We start from the raw sequence: 20457 nt of genomic DNA, 5'->3' as shown, positions 1-20457 counted from the left end.
TGTCCCCTTGTTGTCATTGAGGCTCTTTGCGTTAAAACCAGCCGGTTCCCTTGTGATGCCAAATCAGGCATTCGCAGCGGAACCGGCTTTTTTGTTTATTAGCCCCCCTGATTGCAGGCCTCCTGCGGCAGGCATGGGCAAGGTCCAGACACACAATGCTTGAGAAGTCCTTCCAGCCTCAGACGGCTGAGCCACGTATCTATGCCGAGTGGGAAGAAACCGGTGCCTTCAAGGGCGGTGATCCCGAGCGCGTCGCAGCGGGTGCCACGCCATATTCAATCGTCATTCCCCCTCCCAATGTGACGGGCTCCCTGCATATGGGACACGCCCTCAACAATACGTTGCAGGACATTCTGATCCGGTTTGAACGCATGCGGGGCAAGGACGTGTTGTGGCAGCCAGGGACGGATCATGCGGGCATCGCGACTCAGGCAGTCGTCGAACGTCAGCTTGCTGAGCAGGGCAACAATTCGTCGCGTCGTGAAATGGGCCGGGATGCCTTTATCGAGCGCGTCTGGGAATGGAAGGCTGAGAGCGGCAGCACGATTACCAATCAGCTGCGCCGCCTTGGTGCTTCGTGTGACTGGTCGCGCGAGCGCTTCACTATGGATGACGGCATGTCCAAAGCCGTCCTCAAGGTGTTTGTCCAGCTCTACAAGGAAGGCCTGATCTACAAGGACAAGCGCCTTGTGAACTGGGACCCCACGCTTGAGACCGCGATCTCAGACCTCGAAGTCGTGCCCACGGACGTCAACGGACATCTATGGCATTTCCGCTATCCGCTTGCCGATGGAAAAACCTATGAGTTTCCAACGGAGCATGACGACGACGGCAACCCGATCGCCCATGAAACACGCGATTACATTGTTGTCGCCACAACGCGTCCGGAAACCATGCTGGGTGACACCGGCGTCGCTGTTAATGCAGAAGACGAGCGCTACAAGCATCTGATCGGCTCGCATGTGGTGCTGCCAATCACCGGTCGCCGCATTCCCATTGTTGCGGACGAGCACGCCGACCCGACACAGGGCTCAGGTGCTGTGAAGATCACGCCCGCGCATGACTTCAATGACTTTGAAGTTGGCCGCCGGAACGATCTGCGCATGATCAACATTCTGGATACACGTGGGAAGCTCCTGCTCGACAGCAACGAGGCCTTCCTTGAAGGCGCACCGCAGGCTCATGAGGCCGTTACCGCCTATCATGGCAAGGACCGTTTTGATGTCCGCAAGGAGATCGTCTCAGCACTTGATGAGCTGGGAATGCTCGACAAGATTGATGATCATCGCCACGCCATTCCCTATGGTGACCGGTCCAATGATGTCATCGAACCGTTTCTGACAGACCAGTGGTATGTGGACGCCGCAACACTCGCCAAGCCCGCCATTGAAGCGGTGGAGAAAGGCGAAACGACCTTCGTTCCAAAGAACTGGGAAAAGACCTATTTCGAATGGATGCGGAACATCCAGCCCTGGTGCATCTCACGGCAACTGTGGTGGGGGCATCGGATTCCGGCCTGGTATGGCCCGGACAAGGAAGTGTTCGTCGCCCAGACAGAAGAAGATGCTTACGAGCAGGCTGAAATTCACTATGGCAAGCGTGTTGATCTGGAGCGGGACGAAGACGTTCTGGATACCTGGTTCAGCTCCGGCCTGTGGCCGTTCTCAACCCAGGGCTGGCCCGAAGAAACGCCAGAGCTTGGTCGTTATTACGGCACAGATGTTCTGGTAACAGCCTTTGACATCATCTTCTTCTGGGTTGCCCGGATGATGATGTTTGGTCTTCACTTCATGAAGGAAGTTCCGTTCAAGGACGTTTACATCCATGCCCTGGTTCGTGATGACAAGGGCGCCAAGATGTCCAAGTCCAAGGGCAATGTCATTGACCCTCTGGAATTGATCGATACCTATGGCGCCGATGCGTTGCGTTTTACGCTGACCGCGATGGCGGCGCAGGGGCGTGACATCAAACTTTCCACGTCCCGTGTAGAGGGCTACCGAAACTTCGGTACCAAGTTGTGGAACGCCGCACGCTTCTGCCAGATGAACGAGTGCTCGCGCGTTAAAGGCTTTGACGTCTCCACCGTGACCAGCACACCGAACAAGTGGATCGCCGGTGAAACACGCCGGACGGCTGCCAAAGTCACCGAGGCGCTAGAAGGCTACCGCTTCAATGAAGCGGCGGGCGCGCTTTATCACTTCGTCTGGGATGTCTATTGCGACTGGTATGTGGAGCTCATCAAGCCCGTGCTTTACGGCACGGACGAAGCCACCAAGGCTGAAACCCGCGCCACTGCGGCATGGGCGCTGGATCAGATCTTGCTGATGCTCCACCCCATGATGCCGTTCCTGACAGAGGAACTATGGAAGGATGGTGTTGAAGGGCCCGCACGGACCAGCATGCTGGTATCAGCTGAGTGGCCGACCTACAGCGCCGAACTCGGTGACGCTGCAGCGGATGCTGAGATCGACTGGATCATCCGGCTGGTGTCTGAAGTGCGGTCCGTCCGTGCGCAGATGAATGTTCCCGCGGGGGCCAAAATCCCGCTCGTCCTGCGGGGGGCCTCTGCTGAAACCATTGACCGCATCGCGCGCAACAAGGACATGATCGAGCGACTTGCCCGGCTCGACAGCATCAAGGCCAGTGATGAAACGCCCGCAGGCGCCATTCAGTCCGTTGTGGATGAAGCGACGCTCTTCCTGCCGCTTGCTGACGTCATTGATATCGACGCAGAGCGCGCGCGCCTTGCGAAGGAAATCGGCAAGATCGATGGCGAGATCAAGAAGATCGACGGCAAACTTGGCAATGAAAAATTCCTGTCCAAGGCACCGGAAGCTGTCATCGAAGAACAGCGCGAACGGCGCACTGATGCTGAACAAACCCGCGCCAAACTGGCGGATGCTCTTGGTCGCCTGGAAGGGGCTGCGTAAAGATGATGACCCGACTTAGTGCCGTTGCATTGGCGTTCTTGCTTTTTGTTCTGCCGGCCCATGCCGCAGAAGAAGAAGTCCTCGAGACCATATTCGTGCGTGACACAATCGAGCGCACGCTGTTTTCGCCTGAGCTCCTGAACCGCGCCAATGTGGAAGAGGTCGTGGCCATCGTCCGTGGGCTCAAAGGCACGCTGGGCGGATTCCGCGGTGTCCAGAAAGACGGTCAGAACACCTACACGGTGTTTCTGGAGCGCGGCCGTGTGCCTGCTGAAATCCAGCTTGATGATCAGGGGCTGGTCACATTCCTGTTCTTCCGGCAACCAACCGCGTCCGGCCTTACGCCGCAGGAAGCGTTGGGTGGCTTTGTCCGGCTTGAGCGGTCTGGCGGCGGGCAGATTTCATTGCTGGTCACCCGCGATGGTGTGGACCAGGTGGCATTGGCACCGGACACAGCACTGGATGCCGGCTCGACCTTCAAGATGGCTGTTCTCAAGGCACTGATGGAAGCGGTTGAGAGCGGCACGCTGACCATGGCTGACGTGGTGACGGTTGATCCCGCCTGGCGCTCTCTGCCCAGCGGCATCCTCCAGGACTGGCCTGAGGACACGCCGGTGACGCTGGCCACACTGGCCACCTTGATGATTTCCATCTCGGACAACACCGCGACGGATGCGCTGATTTCAATCCTTGGGCGCGACGCGGTCGAAGCGCACCTGCCGCAAAAGCCGCTGATCACGACCGCAGAGTTCTTCAAACTCAAGGCCGATGTGAACAACACCCGGGCCCGCTTCCGGGCGGCTGAGAACGAAAGTCGGGCTGACGTGCTGGTTGATCTGGCCGATGCGCCACTGCCTGAGGTGACCGAACTCGATGACAGCCCGTCGCCTGAAATCGGCTGGCCGATCTCCGCGCGCGAACTTTGCAGTCTCATTGAGGACGTCGCCGATCAGCCTGCCATGCAGGTTAATCCCGGTGTGGCAAACCCTGAAATGTGGGAAAAAGTGGCCTATAAGGGCGGCTCGAATTTCGGGGCCTTCAACATGACCACACGGCTTGTGGATGAAACCGGCACAAGCTGGTGCATCACGGCAACCTGGAACACGGAACACAGTGCTTTGGACCAGGCGGCCTTCACAACCGCATATCTCGCCATGATCGGAAGCCTGACCCAGGCAGAAACCCCCTGATGCCTGGGGTTAACCACTGCAAGGCTGATGCCCGGTCTTACTGTGGAACCTCAAAGACCGAACGCCTAAACTTTCGCCACTATTGCGACACCCCCAACGGAGATCCGGCCCCATGAGTGCCAACACATTTGATAAATCGAAGCTGCCGAGCCGCCACGTTACGGTCGGCCCGCAGCGCGCTCCGCATCGCTCGTACTACTATGCGATGGGCCTTACGCAGGAAGAGATTGATCAACCATTTGTGGGTGTGGCCACCTGCTGGAACGAGGCTGCGCCATGCAACATCGCGTTGCAGCGTCAGGCCCAGTCTGTGAAGCAGGGTGTCAAGGAAGCGTCGGGCACACCGCGTGAATTCTGCACCATCACCGTGACGGACGGCATTGCCATGGGTCATCAGGGCATGAAGTCATCCCTGGTCAGCCGTGATGTCATTGCGGACTCCGTTGAGCTCACCATGCGCGGCCATTGCTATGACGCGCTTGTTGGCCTCGCAGGCTGTGACAAAAGCCTTCCGGGCATGATGATGTCCATGCTGCGTCTCAACGTGCCAAGCGTTTTCATGTATGGCGGCTCCATTTTGCCGGGCCAATTCAAGGGCAAGGACGTAACCGTTCTTGATGTCTTTGAAGGCGTCGGCCAGCACTCTGCCGGCAACATGTCTGACGAAGACCTGCATGAGCTTGAATGCATTGCATGCCCGAGCGCAGGCGCCTGCGGTGGTCAATTCACAGCCAACACCATGGCCTGCGTGTCGGAAGCCATCGGTCTCGCACTGCCAAATTCGGCTGGTGCTCCTGCACCCTATGAAAGCCGTGACGAGTACGCAGCCGCCTCTGGTCGCGCCGTCATGGAACTGGTCAAGACGGGTTTGCGCCCACGCGACATCTGCACGCGCAAGGCATTTGAAAACGCGGCCACGGTCGTGGCGGCCTCCGGCGGCTCGACCAATGCCGGTCTGCATCTTCCTGCCATGGCGGCAGAAGCAGGCATTGATTTCGACCTGATGGAAGTCTGCGAGATTTTCAAGAAGACGCCCTATGTGGCTGACCTCAAGCCAGGCGGCAATTACGTTGCCAAGGACATGTACGAAGCCGGTGGCGTTCCAATGCTGCTCAAGACACTCCACGAGGGTGGGTTCCTGCATGGTGACTGCGTTACGGTCACCGGCAAAACACTGGAGGAAAACCTCTCCGAGATCGAGTGGAACCCGGACCAGAAAGTCATCTATCCGGTGTCCAACCCAATCACTCCAACCGGCGGCGTTGTCGGTCTTCAGGGATCACTGGCACCGGAAGGCGCCATCGTGAAAGTGGCCGGTCTTGAGAAGCAGCAGTTCTCAGGCCCCGCGCGCTGCTTTGATTGCGAAGAGGAAGCCTTCGAGGCGGTTGAAAACCGTCAGTACAAGGAAGGCGAGGTCCTGATCATTCGCTATGAAGGGCCCAAGGGTGGTCCGGGCATGCGCGAAATGCTGTCCACCACGTCTGCGCTCTATGGCCAGGGCATGGGCGACAAGGTTGCGCTCATCACCGATGGTCGCTTCTCAGGCGCGACACGCGGGTTCTGCATCGGCCATGTGGGTCCAGAAGCTGCCGAAGGAGGTCCCATCGGCCTCATCGAGGATGGCGACATCATCACCATTGATGCGGAAGCCGGGACACTTGATCTCGACGTTGCCGAAGATGTGATGGCTGAGCGGAAGAAAAACTGGAAACCGCGCAAGACCGACTATAATTCCGGCACATTGTGGAAATATGTTCAGCTTGTCGGCCCGGCCCGGGGCGGCGCATTGACCCATCCGGGCGCAAAGGAAGAAACGCATGTTTATGCGGATATCTAAAACTGCTTTCGTTTTGCTGGCAGCCATTAGCTGGGGCATCGCCCCGGCTGCAGCTGACCTGCAAAGCGGCATTGAAGCCTATTCTGCGGGCGACGTGACCGCCGCCACACAGGCATGGGCTGAGGGCGGCGACGCGGGCGATGCAACCTCCGCCTTTCTGGCGGCCAAGATGTATGAGGGCAACAATGGTGCCCCGGCTAATCCTTACAAGGCCGTGAAGTACATGACGCTGGCCGCTGAAGGGAACCATGTGCAGGCGCAGGTGGAGCTGGGTGACTATTATCGCACCGGCAAGCCTGACGCGGACATCAAATCCAATGTGGACGAAGCGTTGCGCTGGTATGAGAAGGCAGCGCTCAACCAGCACGCTGAAGCCCAGATGAAGATCGGCGAAATGCACTACAACGGCGAGGGCGCCGAACGAAACCGCTTTGAAGGCATTCGCTGGTACGAGCTGGCCGCTGAAAAGTACTACACGCCAGCCCTCATTTTTCTGTCCGGGATTTACTGGGACGGTGATCCGCTTCCCCAGGACAAGGCCAAGGCCTACAGCTTTCTGCTTCTCGCGCGCCAAGGCGCAACGGACGACACCCGCGCAGGTGTTGATGCCCTGATGGGCCAGCGGGAAAAACAGATGTCGCGCGCCCAGATGGACGCAGGCATCCGGCTGGCGGAAGCATTTCGCCTCGAACACACCAAGAGATAGCGCCAAAAGACCAAGCCGATTTGCTGAAGTATTTTCAGGCATTGGGGGCGCATCGTGATAAGCATACACTCCTTATTGTGATTTCCGGCCCTTCATGTCTGCGAAAAACACGGCTCTTAAGCCTCCTCGCCCACGGGTAAAACCCGCCCGTCCGATTATCGGCTGGCGGGAATGGGTCGGTCTTGGGGATTTGGGGGTCACACAGGTCAAAGCAAAAATTGACACCGGCGCCCGGACGTCGGCCATCCATGCCTTCAAAATCCGTCCGTTTACTGATGGCGGATCACCACATGTATCGTTCTTGCTACATCCCGCGCAACGACGACGGCTGCCTGAGATCGAATGCGTGGCTGCTGTACACGACCAGCGCCACATACGTAGTTCAAACGGGCACCAGGAAGAGCGTTATGTCATCAAGACCACTGCCCAGGTCGGCGACCATTTCTGGCCCATAGAACTGACACTTACTGACCGCGACCAGCTAGGCTTTCGCATGCTGCTGGGCCGCGAAGCCGTTCGAAAGAACTTCGTTATTGATCCAGGCCGCTCATTCGTCGGCGGCTCGCTTACTGCGGCAATCAGGCTGCCTGCAAACCCGAAGGAACCAAAAAAGTGAAAATCGCCCTTTTGTGTCGCAATGCATCCCTGTACTCGCACAAACGCCTCGTCGAGGCCGCGAAGGAGCGCGGACATCAGATTGATGTGATTGACCATTTGCGCTGCTACATCGACATCGCGTCGAGTGACCCTGAAGTCCATTACAACGGCGAGTCCCTGAAGGGATATGATGCGGTCATTCCCCGTATTGGCGCCTCGGTGACCTTCTTTGGCAGTGCTGTTCTGAGGCAATTCGAGATGATGGGCGTTTATCCACTCAATGAGTCGGTTGCCATCTCCCGGTCACGCGACAAGCTGCGCAGCCTGCAGCTTTTATCCCGTGACGGTGTCGGTCTACCCACGACTGTGTTCGCCCACCGGACCTCTGATGCTAACGAGCTCCTTAAGATTGCTGGCGGCGCGCCGGTCATCATCAAACTGCTGGAGGGCACGCAGGGCATTGGCGTGGTCCTGGGCGAGACGCCACGGGCAGCTGAAAGCATCATTCAGGCTTTTGGTGGTGTGCAGACCAATATCCTGGTGCAGCAATTCGTGAAAGAAGCCAATGGCGAGGACATTCGCTGCCTGGTCATCGGTGACAAGGTCATTGCCGCCATGATGCGCAAGGGCAAGGACGGTGATTTCCGCTCCAACCTGCATCGCGGCGGGAGTGCCAAACTTATAAAGATCACGCCCACTGAGCGTGCAACTGCGGTCAAGGCTGCAAAGGCCATGGGCCTCAATGTCTGCGGCGTGGACATGCTGCGCTCGAATGATGGCCCGGTAGTAATGGAGGTCAATTCATCGCCCGGTCTCGAAGGTCTTGAAAACGCGACAAAAGTGGACGTAGCCGGACAGATCATCGAATTCCTCGAGAAGAATGCCAAACCCGGCAAGACCCATACCCGTACCCGTAAGAAACGGAGCGTTCCGAAAAGTGCCTGACAAAAAAAAGACCTCTCGCGCACCATTGGTGATCGCAGGAACCACAATAAAGGCAGGCACGCGCGAGGTTGTTGATCTGCCACTGAGCATGATGTCGGACCACACGCCTGCAACGCTCTCCATTCAGGCAATCCACGGTAAGCAGGACGGCCCGACTGTTTTTGTAAGCGCCGCGATCCATGGGGACGAAATTCTTGGGGTGGAGATTGTGCGGCGGCTCATCCGTGCGCCCGCGCTGCGTCGAATATCGGGCACTGTACTGTTGGTTCCGATAGTCAACATGTTCGGCTTCATCAGTCACAGTCGCTATCTGCCGGACAGGCGCGATCTGAACAGATCATTTCCAGGCAGTCCGACGGGATCACTTGCCGCGCGGCTGGCGCATCTGTTCATGGAAGAAGTCGTGGAGCGCTCCGAATACGGAATTGATCTACATACAGCCGCGATCAATCGGGTGAATCTGCCGCAAATCCGTATCGATATGAGAGACAAGCGGGCCCACAAACTGGCGGATGCCTTTTCTCCACCAGTGATCGTCGACTCAGCCTTGCGTGAAGGCTCACTGCGCCATGCCGCGGGCGACAAAGGTGTTCCCGTCATGGTTTTCGAGGCCGGAGAGGGGTTGAGGTTTGATGAGACGGCGATCCGAGTTGGTGTCAAAGGTGTGTTGAACGTGCTTCGGCATCTGGGCATGACCGGAAGGCATCATTCCGTTCCGCCCTTGGAGAAGCCTCTGCCTCCCTCATCCATCGCCACCAAAAGTGCCTGGATACGTGCAACGGAGGGAGGCATCGCTCGTATTCATTGCAAGGTTGGACAGTTCGTTAAATCGGGAAGCCTGATTGGGGTGATTTCTGACCCGTTCGGCATTCGAGACACAGAAATGTTTGCTCAGCGCGACGGGCTTGTAATCGGACGCAGCAACCTGCCTATCGTCAACCAAGGCGATGCGCTTGTGCATATCGCCGCCATCCCCAAAGCGGCAGCTGAGGGGGCCGATCTCGATACAATTGAAGAAGCCTTTGATGGCGACCCATTGTTTGACGAGGATGAAATCCTCTAGCCGACGACGGACCGTTCGCGCACGAAGGTGAGGGAGGAGCGCTTCAGGTCGATGAATTTTCTTTCATCTGCGAGAAGTTCCGCTCCTGCTTTCAGGGCTGCTTCATCGGACATGGCGAAGTTGAGATCGTCTTCGCTCTCCCAGCACAGTTCCGCGAAACCATCGTATTTCGGCTGGGCGTCGCGAGAGGCCTGCATGGCACCGTCCAAAGGTGTCTCCATGCCGTGGGATTGCACATAGCGCGCAATTTTGAGCGCCGGAGCGCGTTCTTTCACGAGGGGCGCGTGTTTTGTCCACCAGTATTCCCGAAAGGCCTCCGCTGAGAGACCCGGGAGCCGGTGGAGGCAGAATATCAATTTGATCATGGTGTTAGCTTCCTTTGCCGGTCGACCCCGGCGGCTATCTAGCGCGCCCAAAACCCCCGGTCACATTTTCCGCGTTTTTTTGATGTCTTTGATTGTAGCCATGGGCTGCCGGCGAGTCCTAAGCTAGTTGGCGTGTGGCCGTATGTCAGGCATGTGCGGGTCTCCACACAGACACAGAAGAGGCGTCCGTCATGCGTGTCGCAGTGGGTGGTTTTCAGCACGAGACCAACACATTTGCCTCCCAAAAGGCAGATTTGGATGCGTTCCTGCAGCCTGACGCCTGGCCGGCCCTCCAAGGTGGACCTGGCCTGTTGACCACATTCGCGCCCGGCGCGGATGGCGCCAGCGACATGAACATCCCGATTGCGGGCTTTCTCGCCGAAGCAGTGGCCCAGGCGCTGACACCGGTTCCCATGGTGTGGGCGGCCGCCACGCCGTCTGCGCATGTCACGTCCGACGCCTTTGCACATATTGCCGGCATGATGGTCGAGGAACTCGAGCGTGCCCTGCGCGATGGGCCCCTCGACGCCATCTACCTTGATCTTCACGGCGCAATGGTCACCGAAGAAATGGAAGACGGCGAGGGGGATCTGCTGGAGTGGATCCGCGACATCACCAATGGCCAGGTTCCGATCGTCGCATCGCTTGATCTCCATGCCAACGTAACCGCCAAGATGATGCGCAACTCAGATGCGCTGGTGGCGTACCGCACCTATCCACACGTGGACATGGCGGAGACGGGCGCCCGCGCGGCGAAGCTGGTTGCCAATCTGGCGCGTCGGGCAGGGCGCCCGGCAAAGGCATTCCGCAAACTCAACTATCTCATTCCACTCACGGCGCAATCGACCATGAGTGACCCGGCTGCATTGATCTACGCGGATGTGACGGCCCTTGAGCATCTCAAGCTAGATACCAATGGCAATGAGGAAACCGAAATCCTGACAGCCTCCGCCACCATGGGATTTCCACCGGCGGACATTGCTGAATGCGGCCCTGCCGTCATGGCCTATGCGGATACGCAGGAGGCGGCAGACGAAGCTGTTGATCGTCTGGCTGAAACGTTCATGGAGTTTGAACGCGGGTTTCGTCAGAAGATATGGACCGCTGAAGAAGCCGTGGCCTATGGCGAAGCGGCAAGCGACCTTGACCGCCGGGACGGGCCATTGATCCTGGCGGATACGCAGGACAATCCCGGTGCCGGTGGCAATGGCGATACGGTCGGCATTCTGCGCTCACTGATTTCCGGCGCTGAAACGGCGCTGTGCGGCGTGCTGTTTGATCCATCGGCCGCAAGTGCCGCATGGGCGGCCGGCGAGGGCGCGGAGGTCCAGATGTCGCTCGGCGCATGGACGGGCGGTGCCAAGGAAAAACCTATTGAAGGCACCTTCAAGGTCCTCAAGCTGCATGACGGCGAAATAGAAGCACACGGACCATTTTATCGCGGCGCGCATCTGTCGCTGGGCAAGTCAGCCTTGCTGATGATTGAAGACGTCCGGGTCGTGGTTGCCAGCCACAAGGTTCAAACAGCGGACCGGGTCATGTTCACTGCATTTGGTGTCGAGCCTGCGGCCGAGAATATTGTTGCTGTCAAAAGCTCGGTTCACTTCAGGGCGGACTTTCAAAAGATCGCCCGTGACATTGTGGTGGTGGGCAGCCCTGGTCCCAACCCGGCGGATCATGTGGACCTGGCCTACAGGCGGCTGCGTAGCGGTGTGCGGCTCATGCCCATGGGCCCGGCGTTTCAGCGCTCACGCAAACCGTTGAAATAGGCTTCCACGTCTTTTTCCGGCAGCGTTTCATCGAAGCCCTGCATGAAGCGGGGACTGTCTTTCTTGAAAATCTGAAACTTGGGTGCCGCTGCACCGGGGTCATCCAGCGTGCCACCGGCGACATCAATCTCGTCAGTGTTGTCGTTGACCCGATAGGTCAGGGTAGACCCGCACGTAGCGCAAAACCCGCGCGTCGCCCATTTGGATGAGCTGAATTCTTTCACATCACCCTGGGTCAGTTTGAAAGCCTCTGGCTCGATACCAAGCCACACGACAAAGGGCGCACCAGAATGACGCTGGCAGTCTGCGCAATGGCAAATCCCGGCATTGATCTCAGGCGTCGAGATCTCATATCGGACCGCTCCACATGAGCAGCCGCCGGCCAGCAGCGGGGTGGGTCCGCTAGTCAAAATCCAGCTCCGCCCAGACCGGCACATGGTCTGACGGCTTTTCCCAGTCGCGCACATATTTGTCTATGTCGCAGGACACCAGCCGGTCAGCGGCGTGGGCGCTGAGCATCAGGTGGTCAATGCGAATGCCGTTGTCCTTCTGCCATGCACCGGCCTGGTAGTCCCAGAAGGAGTAGCGGTGGGGCGTTGTGTGACACGCCCGGAAGGCGTCCGTCAGGCCGAGATTGGCAATGGTGCGAAATGCCTTGAGCGTGTCCGGCCGGAACAGGGCATCATCTGCCCATGCTGCTGCATCATGCACATCGTCCGGCGTCGGAATAACGTTGTAGTCACCGGTCAGGGCCAGCGGCTCTTCATAGGCCAGAAGGGCTTCTGCGTGGGCAGCGAGCTTCTCCATCCAGTCCAGCTTGTAGTCATATTTGGGGCCGGGTGCCGGGTTGCCATTTGGCAGATAGATCGAGGCAATGCGCAGCATCTGATCGCCGGCGGGCACGAGCCCTTCGAGATATCGTGCCTGTTCATCGTCTTCCATGCCGGGCAGGCCACGGGTCACATCTTCAAGGGGAGACTTCGAGAGGATTGCCACGCCGTTATATGTTTTCTGCCCATGGGTCTCGACGTTGTAGCCAGCGTCTTCCACCTGCGACCGGGGGAAAGCCTCATCCACGCATTTGAGTTCCTGCAGACACACGACGTCGGGCTCAGCGTCCTTCAGCCAGGCAAGCAGGTTGGGCAGGCGTACTTTGATGGAATTGACGTTCCAGGTCGCGATCTTCATGAGGCACTCCGCAAATCAAGGTTGCGGAGGTTAGGCGAGGGCACGCCTGAAGACCAGAAGGCTAGACGGAGAATGATGTCCCGCAGCCACACGAAGCCGTCGCATTGGGGTTTTTGACCTGAAATGACTGACCGATGAGGTCGTCCACATAGTCCAGCTCGGAGCCGCCAACATACATCAGCGAGACCGAATCCACGAGAACCGTGGCCCCGTCACGCTCAATCACCAGATCGTCGTCGGTTTTGGTATCATCGAGGGTGAAATTGTACTGAAAACCCGAGCAGCCGCCGCCTTCGACGCTGACGCGCAGCATCGTGCCATCCGCCTCGCCAGAGAGGATTTTGCCGATCTGCTTGGCTGCGCTGGCAGAAACGGTGAAATCACCGCCAGCGGCCGCAATTGCGTCTGCAGAGTTGCTCTCGACTTGAACGTCGCTCATGGGTACACCCTCGATACACAAATTCGCACAGGTGGCATTGCGCCGGTTTTTCAACCTTGCGATGCGACTTGTTATTATTAGGTAATCGCACATAAGCGATTGTCAATCTAGGCGCCCAAACGAGCCTCAAGAAACGAGCCAAATATGAGCAAAACCTGGCAGGTCTATCTTTCCGGCGAAATTCACACTGACTGGCGCGACCAGATCGAAGCAGGCACCAAAGCTGCTGGTCTGCCGGTGGTGTTTTCAGCCCCTGTAACTGATCACGGCTCCTCCGACGCCTGCGGTGCAGATATCCTCGGCGCTGAAGACAATGAGTTTTGGTACGACAACAAGGGCGCGAAGGTGAATTCCATTCGCACCTCCACCCTTATCAAGGGGGCAGACATTGTGGTTGTGCGCTTTGGCGACAAGTACAAGCAGTGGAACGCTGCCTTTGACGCAGGCTATGCGGCGGCTCTCAACAAGCCGATCATTACGCTCCATGACCCGGACCTCCGTCATCCTCTGAAGGAAGTCGACGGCGCGGCATTGGCCTGGGCGCAGGAACCAGCACAGGTCGTTCGGGTTTTGAAGTACGTCATCGACGGGACGCTCTAGCCAGTGGCACCAGCCCTCACCAAGCCGATCACCGGCGACCTTGCGCCTTACGCAACCGACCCGTCCGCCACGCGCGGGCGGCGGCATGATGAGATGGAAAGCCGCACGCGGTCGCCATACCAGCGCGACCGCGACCGGATTATCCATTCAGGGGCGTTCCGTCGGCTCAAGCACAAGACGCAGGTCTTTGTGTATCACGAGGGTGACTACTACCGGACCCGACTGACGCATTCCCTTGAAGTGGCGCAGATAGCGCGGTCACTCAGCCGCTTCCTTGGTCTTGATGAAGACCTGGCTGAGGCCCTGGCCCTGGCCCATGATCTTGGCCACACGCCCTTTGGTCATGCGGGCGAAGACGCGCTGGCTGAGTGCATGGAAGGCTATGGCGGGTTTGACCATAACGCCCAGACCCTGCGCATCGTCACGCGCCTTGAGCAACGCTACGCAGACTTCGATGGTCTGAACCTCACATGGGAAACGCTTGAAGGTGTCGTCAAACACAACGGACCGGTGATTGGGCAAGGCGAGGGGACGGACCACCTGCCACGGGCCTTCCGCGAGTATGAAGGTCTGGCGGCTTTGGACCTTCACACCTATGCCAGCCTTGAAGCGCAGGTGGCGGCACTGTCAGACGACATTGCCTACAACAACCATGACATTGACGATGGACTGCGCGCAGGTCTGTTCACCGCGGACGACCTGATGTCACTGCCACTCGTCGGCGACATGTTCCGTGAAGTGCATGATGCGTATCCAGGCCTTGCGCCCCGACGTCTGCGTCATGAAGCCATCCGTAGACTGATCTCTCACATGGTCGAGGATGTCATTGGCGAGACGACACGACGGCTGGAGAAAATCCAGCCCGGCAACAGCGATGATATCCGCAATGCGGGGATGCAGATCGCATCGTTCTCCGAAGAGATGCAGGCGCACGACCGGGCGCTAAAATCGTTCCTGCTGGAACGGATGTACCGCCACTTCCAGGTCAACCGGATGATGAGCAAGGCCAAACGCGTCATGACCGAAGTGTTTGAACTGCTAGTCAACGAGCCAAGCCTGCTGCCCAATGAGTGGCAGGACATGACGGACGGCCCGCGCACGGTGAAGACCGCTGAAACGGTCTGTGACTACGTGGCAGGCATGACCGACCGTTTCGCCATTGAGGAACACCGACGATTGTTCCAGCCCGATCCGATTTTCCGCTAAACGCCCCCAGCCCGCTGACATGACAAACAGAGCTCAAGGGTGTATCGAGCGCTTCCTCCTCACTTCCATTTGACGTCGACACACATGAACCTTTTCAGCGATATCCGCGCCGTCCTTTTGCAGACGCTTGAGACCCTCTCATCCGGCGGTACACTTCCGGGCGGTCTGGACCTCGCCAACGTGACGGTTGAGCCGCCGCGCGACCCGTCGCATGGGGATATTGCGACCAACGCCGCCATGGTTCTGGCCAAGCAGGCCAAGATGAAGCCGCGCGATATCGCGGATGCCATTGCTGCAGAAATCACGTCTGCTCCATCCATCGCATCTGCAGAGGTTGCCGGACCGGGCTTCATCAATCTGCGTCTGGCTGAAGACCTCATGCGTGCGCAGGTGAAGGGCGTGCTCGAAGCAGGTGAAAAGTTCGGCGACGCAGATGTCGGCGGCGGGCGCAAAGTGAATGTGGAATACGTCTCCGCCAACCCGACCGGCCCGATGCATGTGGGCCATTGCCGCGGCGCCATCTTCGGCGACGCGCTGGCGAACCTGCTCAACAAGGCCGGCTACGACGTAGCGCGCGAGTACTACATCAATGATGCCGGAGGTCAGATCGAGGTTCTGGCGCGTTCGGCTTTCCTTCGCTATCGCGAAGCACTTGGTGAGAACATCGGTGAGATACCTGAAGGTCTTTATCCCGGCGACTATCTTGTGCCGGTTGGCAAGGCCCTGGCGGATGAACACGGCAAGACCCTGATCGACATGGAAGAGACCGCTTGGCTTCCCATCGTCAAGGATGCCTCCATCGACGCGATGATGGCGATGATCCGGGATGATCTCGCGGCCCTCGACATTCACCATGAGGTGTTTTTCTCCGAGCGTGGTCTTGGCCGGTCAGATGAGCAGGGCTCGAAGCTCGCAGAAGCCATTGATCTGCTTGAGGACAAAGGGCTGCTGTACACCGGCGTTCTGGAACCACCCAAAGGCAAGATGCCGGATGATTGGGAAGCGCGCCCACAGCTACTTTTCAAGGCGACAGAGTTTGGCGATGACGTTGACCGTGCTCTGAAAAAATCTGACGGCACGCACACTTATTTTGCCGCCGACATTGCCTATCACCTGGACAAGTACCGGCGCGGCTTCAATGAGATGATTGACGTGTGGGGTGCTGACCATGGTGGCTACATCAAGCGGATGCAGGCTGCCGTCAAAGCACTGTCGGACAATGAAGGATCACTGGACGTCAAGATCTGCCAGATGGTGAAACTGTTCCGCGCTGGCGAGCCGGTGAAGATGTCGAAGCGCTCCGGTGAATTCGTGACCCTGCGCGACGTCGTGGATGAAGTGGGCCGCGACGTGGTGCGGTTCATGATGCTGACGCGCAAGAACGATGCACCGCTGGACTTCGACTTTGCCGCTGTGATGGAGCAGTCGAAGGACAATCCGGTGTTTTACGTACAGTACGCCCATGCGCGTATCTGTTCCGTACTGCGGCTGGCGGGTGATGATTTCCCGGATGCTGACCTGTCTGATGCGGCCCTGGCAACAACCGACCTGTCAGCGCTGGACGATGACGCCGAACTGGCCCTCATCAAGCTGATGGCCGGGTTCCCCCGGCTTGTCGAGCAGGCGGCATTGTCTCATGAGCCTCATCGTGTCGCCTTTTACCTGCAGGAACTGGCTGCCGGGTTCCACGCGCTGTGGAACAAAGGCAAGGACGACGCCCGGTTGCGGTTTATCCACACTGATCAACCGGGTGTTACCATGGCACGGCTGGCTTTGATTCGCGCAGTAGCGCTGACGCTGGCCGCGGGGCTTGGAATACTTGGCGTCACCCCCGTTAAGGAAATGCGCTAGACCGCCAGAAAGCGGTCTATTTGCGCAGATAACAGGATCAGGAGGGGCAAGGGCCCATGTCCAATATGGATCAAGATGATGACCGGTATGCGCGCAGCGCGTTTGACCCGGTGATGGTCGATGAAATGGACACCTACGATGCCACAGACGAAGACGACGAGCCTGCGGGCCGCGGCTGGCTGATGCTGATCGTGGTGCTGGCCGTTCTGGCGGCCCTCGCTGGGGTTGTCTATTTCGCCTATCAGCAGGGTCGCGAAGAAGGCATTCGCACGGCGCCGCCAATTGTGCGTGCGGACGGCGGGCCTGAAAAAGTGGCTCCGCAGGAGCCGGGCGGAATGGAAATTCCCCATCAGGACAAAGAGATATTTGAGCGGATCAATGGCGACAGCACCGCTGGCGACGTGGAAGCAGGCGTAGAGCGCCTTCTGCCGCCGCCGGAAGAGCCTGGCACCATTCCAACCGCACCTGTAGCGCCGACACCGGCACCTGCTGCTGAAGCTACACCTCCCGCAACTGAGCCTGCTGCTCCGGTCGCAGTTGCGCCTACACCAGCACCAACTCCGGCACCTACGCCTGCACCTGCTGCCCAGCCAACGGCTCCTGCAGCATCAACGGGCGGCTGGGTCATTCAGATTGGGTCTTTCCGGGATCAGGCACGTGCTCAGACCGAATGGGCCGGCCTGCAGCGCAAACATGCGGGCATCCTTGCCGCTGCAACGGCTGACATTCAGCGGGCAGACCTGGGCGACCGGGGTATCTGGTATCGCCTGCGGGCTGCCACCTACGCGACCAAGGGTGCAGCTGAAACAGCATGTGCTAGCCTGAAAGCAGCTGGAACCGACTGCCTGGTGCGCAAGCGCTAATGGCGGAAGGCGGCGCTCAGGCGCTTCAGGTCCAGGCTGCCATTTACGGCTGCGAAGGACTGACGCTGACAGAAGCAGAAATCCGGTTCTTCCGGGATGCTAACCCGTGGGGATTCATCCTTTTTGCCCGCAATGTGGATACACCGGCTCAGGTGGCGGCCCTTTGTGCGTCGCTCAGGGAGACCGTTGGCCGCGATGCGCCGATCCTGATTGATCAGGAGGGCGGTCGGGTTGCGCGGCTTAAGCCGCCGCACTGGCGCAAATATCCACCTGTGCGGACCTATGGCGACCTCTTTCAGCAGGACAAGGCTGCAGGGCTTGAAGCCTGCGAGCTGGGCGCATTCCTGATTGGTCAGGAGCTGCGGTCACTGGGCATTGATGTGGACTGCGTCCCGCTGGCTGACGTACCGCAGCCTGGCGCTCATGACATCATCGGTGACCGTGCCTATGGCGAAACGCCTGAGCAGGTCATAGCGCTGGCCCGAGCGGCAGCGACCGGGCTTGAACAGGCGGGTGTGCTGCCTGTTCTCAAGCACATTCCCGGTCATGGCCGGGCAGGGGTTGATAGCCACGAAGACCTGCCGGTTGTCGATGCCTCTGCAGAGAGCCTGCGGGAGATCGATTTTCGTCCGTTCGTGTCGCTGGCTGACCTGCCCTTGGGTATGACGGCGCATGTGGTTTTTACAGCCCTTGATCCCAAAAATCCGGCAACGACCAGCGGCGACGTCATTCGGCTTATCCGCGAGGAGATCGGATTTGATGGGCTACTCATGGGGGACGATCTCTCCATGAAGGCGCTTGGTGGATCAATGGAAAGCCGTGTCACCGAATCGATTGGTGCAGGGTGTGACCTGGTGCTGCACTGCAATGGTCACATGGACGAGATGGAAGCGGTGGCAACCGCGACATCCAACCTCTCTCCACCGGCTGTGCTGCGTTCAGAAATGGCGCTTTCCCGCCGAAAACCCTTCAGTGACGAATCGGTTACGGCCGCAGTTCAGAGATGGGATGAACTTCTCAGCGCAAGTGCTTGACGGTGCCCTGCATCTAGGCAGACGGTGAAGTTTCATACCCACTTCAAACCCACACCGGACACGGAATTGATCAGTTGAGCCCCGGCGAAGTCTACGATTTTGAAAGCGGTGCCCCGCGCGAGACCGACGCATCCAGTGCGGATGTGGATCCGCGCTCACTGGTCATTGATGTGGATGGCTTTGAGGGCCCGCTGGACCTGCTGCTGACGCTAGCGCGGTCCCAGAAAGTCGATCTCGCCAAGATCTCAATTCTTGAGCTTGCCGAGCAGTATCTGGCTTTCGTTGAAGAAGCCAAGAAGCTGGAGCTGGAACTCGCAGCAGACTATCTCGTCATGGCGTCGTGGCTTGCGTTCCTCAAGAGCCGCCTGCTGCTGCCGCCACCGGAAGAAGACGAAGAACCCAGCGCCGAGGAAATGGCAGCCCGGCTTGCTTTCCGTCTGCAGCGCCTGGAAGCCATGCGCGAGAGCGCAGCCAAGCTGATGGCGCGCGACCGGATGGGCCGCGATATCTTTGCCCGCGGTATGCCTGAAGGCGTCCGGGTCATCAAGAAAAGCCAGTACTCGGCTGAAATCTATGACCTGCTGAAAGCCTATTCGACGCAACGCGCCGTCCAGAAGATTGACCGCCTTAAAATGGCCCGCCAGCCGGTGTTAACTATTGAAGAGGCGCGGACGCGACTTGAGAGCATGCTGGGGACGCTGATTGACTGGGGTCTGATCGACAGCCTGGTGCCGCCGGAGTTTTCCGAAGGCAAGGATCGCCGGTCCGGGATTGCCAGCACGTTTTCGGCAAGCCTTGAGTTCGCAAAGCACGGCAAGATTGAACTCCGGCAGGCCAGCCCCTTCGCACCGCTTTATGCACGGCGAATTGGGGATGGATCACCACAAGGGCCACGACTACACCCGCAAGAGCCGGTTGATGCAGCAAACGGAAACGCCTCATGACGAACGCACCGCGCAGGGCTGAAAAACACGACATGCACGAAGAAGACGATATCGAGGAGGAGGCCGTCGGTTCTGAGACCGAAGCAGCCGACACTGCGTCTTCAGAAGCAGAGGCCTCCAATGAGGACGCCGCTGACACGTCAAATGTCGCCAGCATTTCTGATGAAAACCGGGCCAAGACACTTCGGATGGTCGAAGCGCTGCTTTTTGCTGCTTCAGAACCGCTTGATGTGAAAAGCCTGGCTCAGCGCCTTCCAGAGGGCACGGATGTGCCGGGGCTGCTGACGGAGCTGCAGGCATTCTACGCACCGCGTGGCGTCAACCTGGTGCCGGTTGGCGGCAAATGGCTCATGCGGACGGCTGAAGACCTGTCCTTCCTGTTGCAGCGTGAAGCCGTCCAGATGAAGAAGCTGTCGCGGCCTGCCATGGAAACGCTGGCAATCATTGCCTACCACCAGCCGGTGACGCGCGCTGAAATCGAAGAAATTCGCGGTGTGTCCGTGTCCACCGGTACGCTGGACGTGCTGCTGGAGACCGGCTGGATACGCCTGCGCGGTCGCCGCAAAACCCCGGGCCGTCCACTGACATATGGCACCTCTGAAGATTTCCTCGTTCACTTTGGCCTTGAAAGTGTGCGGGATCTTCCCGGCGTGGACGATCTTAAAGCAGCCGGATTGCTGGATGCGCGTCTGCCACCGGACTTCTCCGTGCCCCAACCTGGCGACGATCAGCTGTCGAAAGACGAAGAGGAGCTGGCCGAAGACGACAGCGGCGAAGAGCTGCTGATCGGTGAAGCATCTGACGAAGTCATTCCAGAACCTGTCGCGTCGACGGATGATGAGACCACTTCAGAAGCCGCAGAACCCGAAAGCGACGAAAATCGCGAATAAGCCGCATTTGTACTTGAGCGCATTCTGACTATTGTGCGCC

General features: G+C 58.7%; 19 protein-coding genes. 15 read left to right on the top strand and 4 right to left on the bottom strand.

The annotated features are described in order from the left end of the window. Positions 1-155 precede the first annotated feature (155 nt). From BN1012_RS07100 to BN1012_RS07070, 7 genes are all read left to right on the top strand, one after another. Positions 156-2930 carry a valine--tRNA ligase gene (locus BN1012_RS07100; RefSeq protein WP_043949093.1) on the top strand — a complete coding sequence of 925 codons (2775 nt, stop codon included), beginning with the start codon at positions 156-158 and terminating at the stop codon, positions 2928-2930. 2 nt (positions 2931-2932) lie between these two features. Beyond that, a complete protein-coding gene (locus tag BN1012_RS07095) occupies positions 2933-4120 on the top strand; it encodes a serine hydrolase (RefSeq protein ID WP_043949092.1) in 1188 nt (395 codons plus the stop codon). Between the two features lie 112 nt (positions 4121-4232). Continuing rightward, the gene (gene ilvD / locus BN1012_RS07090) at positions 4233-5957 is read left to right on the top strand and encodes a dihydroxy-acid dehydratase (RefSeq protein WP_043949091.1); all 1725 of its coding nucleotides are present in this window, start codon (positions 4233-4235) and stop codon (positions 5955-5957) included. After that, positions 5938-6663, top strand: a complete 726-nt coding sequence (locus BN1012_RS07085) for a tetratricopeptide repeat protein (protein WP_081826271.1) — start codon at positions 5938-5940, stop codon at positions 6661-6663. Before ilvD ends, BN1012_RS07085 begins: the two co-directional genes overlap by 20 nt. Before the next feature lie 94 nt (positions 6664-6757). Continuing rightward, on the top strand, positions 6758-7279 hold the full coding sequence (locus BN1012_RS07080; RefSeq protein ID WP_043949089.1) for an ATP-dependent zinc protease family protein: 522 nt from the start codon (positions 6758-6760) through the stop codon (positions 7277-7279). Continuing rightward, positions 7276-8205, top strand: a complete 930-nt coding sequence (rimK, locus tag BN1012_RS07075; RefSeq protein ID WP_043949088.1) for a 30S ribosomal protein S6--L-glutamate ligase — start codon at positions 7276-7278, stop codon at positions 8203-8205. The genes BN1012_RS07080 and rimK overlap by 4 nt, the downstream gene beginning before the upstream one ends. Beyond that, positions 8198-9268 carry a succinylglutamate desuccinylase/aspartoacylase family protein gene (locus BN1012_RS07070; protein WP_043949087.1) on the top strand — a complete coding sequence of 357 codons (1071 nt, stop codon included), beginning with the start codon at positions 8198-8200 and terminating at the stop codon, positions 9266-9268. Before rimK ends, BN1012_RS07070 begins: the two co-directional genes overlap by 8 nt. On the opposite strand, the gene BN1012_RS07065 is transcribed toward BN1012_RS07070, so the two are convergent. After that, positions 9265-9633: an EthD domain-containing protein gene (locus BN1012_RS07065; protein ID WP_043949086.1), complete on the bottom strand. Its 369-nt coding sequence runs from the start codon at positions 9631-9633 to the stop codon at positions 9265-9267. The two genes, BN1012_RS07070 and BN1012_RS07065, sit on opposite strands and share 4 nt — an antisense overlap. Before the next feature lie 191 nt (positions 9634-9824). Between BN1012_RS07065 and BN1012_RS07060 the strand changes: the two genes are divergently transcribed. After that, entirely contained in the window at positions 9825-11402 is a 1578-nt protein-coding gene (locus tag BN1012_RS07060) for a M81 family metallopeptidase (RefSeq protein WP_043949085.1), read from the top strand. On the opposite strand, the gene BN1012_RS17380 is transcribed toward BN1012_RS07060, so the two are convergent. The 3 genes from BN1012_RS17380 to erpA all read right to left on the bottom strand — a co-directional run bounded on the left by BN1012_RS17380 (position 11375) and on the right by erpA (position 13029). After that, on the bottom strand, positions 11375-11812 hold the full coding sequence (locus BN1012_RS17380) for a GFA family protein (RefSeq protein WP_171815929.1): 438 nt from the start codon (positions 11810-11812) through the stop codon (positions 11375-11377). The genes BN1012_RS07060 and BN1012_RS17380 overlap by 28 nt on opposite strands. Further along, positions 11805-12590, bottom strand: a complete 786-nt coding sequence (xth, locus tag BN1012_RS07050; RefSeq protein WP_043949084.1) for an exodeoxyribonuclease III — start codon at positions 12588-12590, stop codon at positions 11805-11807. The genes BN1012_RS17380 and xth overlap by 8 nt, the downstream gene beginning before the upstream one ends. Positions 12591-12651: 61 nt before the next feature. After that, positions 12652-13029: an iron-sulfur cluster insertion protein ErpA gene (gene erpA, locus BN1012_RS07045; RefSeq protein ID WP_081826268.1), complete on the bottom strand. Its 378-nt coding sequence runs from the start codon at positions 13027-13029 to the stop codon at positions 12652-12654. A 144-nt stretch (positions 13030-13173) separates the two neighbouring features. Here erpA and BN1012_RS07040 point away from each other — a divergent pair, with 144 nt between their 5' ends. The 7 genes from BN1012_RS07040 to scpB all read left to right on the top strand — a co-directional run bounded on the left by BN1012_RS07040 (position 13174) and on the right by scpB (position 20417). Continuing rightward, entirely contained in the window at positions 13174-13629 is a 456-nt protein-coding gene (locus BN1012_RS07040) for a YtoQ family protein (protein WP_043949083.1), read from the top strand. Between the two features lie 3 nt (positions 13630-13632). Next, positions 13633-14835 carry a deoxyguanosinetriphosphate triphosphohydrolase gene (locus tag BN1012_RS07035; RefSeq protein ID WP_043949082.1) on the top strand — a complete coding sequence of 401 codons (1203 nt, stop codon included), beginning with the start codon at positions 13633-13635 and terminating at the stop codon, positions 14833-14835. Between the two features lie 84 nt (positions 14836-14919). Then, the gene (gene argS / locus BN1012_RS07030; protein ID WP_043949081.1) at positions 14920-16686 is read left to right on the top strand and encodes an arginine--tRNA ligase; all 1767 of its coding nucleotides are present in this window, start codon (positions 14920-14922) and stop codon (positions 16684-16686) included. A 56-nt stretch (positions 16687-16742) separates the two neighbouring features. Next, positions 16743-17549, top strand: a complete 807-nt coding sequence (locus BN1012_RS07025) for an SPOR domain-containing protein (RefSeq protein WP_043949080.1) — start codon at positions 16743-16745, stop codon at positions 17547-17549. After that, positions 17549-18583 carry a beta-N-acetylhexosaminidase gene (gene nagZ / locus BN1012_RS07020; protein WP_043949079.1) on the top strand — a complete coding sequence of 345 codons (1035 nt, stop codon included), beginning with the start codon at positions 17549-17551 and terminating at the stop codon, positions 18581-18583. Before BN1012_RS07025 ends, nagZ begins: the two co-directional genes overlap by 1 nt. Before the next feature lie 74 nt (positions 18584-18657). After that, on the top strand, positions 18658-19527 hold the full coding sequence (locus tag BN1012_RS07015) for a segregation and condensation protein A (RefSeq protein ID WP_081826267.1): 870 nt from the start codon (positions 18658-18660) through the stop codon (positions 19525-19527). Beyond that, positions 19524-20417: an SMC-Scp complex subunit ScpB gene (gene scpB, locus BN1012_RS07010; RefSeq protein WP_063958492.1), complete on the top strand. Its 894-nt coding sequence runs from the start codon at positions 19524-19526 to the stop codon at positions 20415-20417. The genes BN1012_RS07015 and scpB overlap by 4 nt, the downstream gene beginning before the upstream one ends. Positions 20418-20457 lie beyond the last annotated feature (40 nt).

The organism is Candidatus Phaeomarinobacter ectocarpi, from assembly GCF_000689395.1.
GTDB lineage: Bacteria > Pseudomonadota > Alphaproteobacteria > CGMCC-115125 > CGMCC-115125 > Pyruvatibacter > Pyruvatibacter ectocarpi.
Note: the sequence above shows the minus strand (reverse complement) of the source record. Positions and strands in the feature narration are given on the sequence as shown.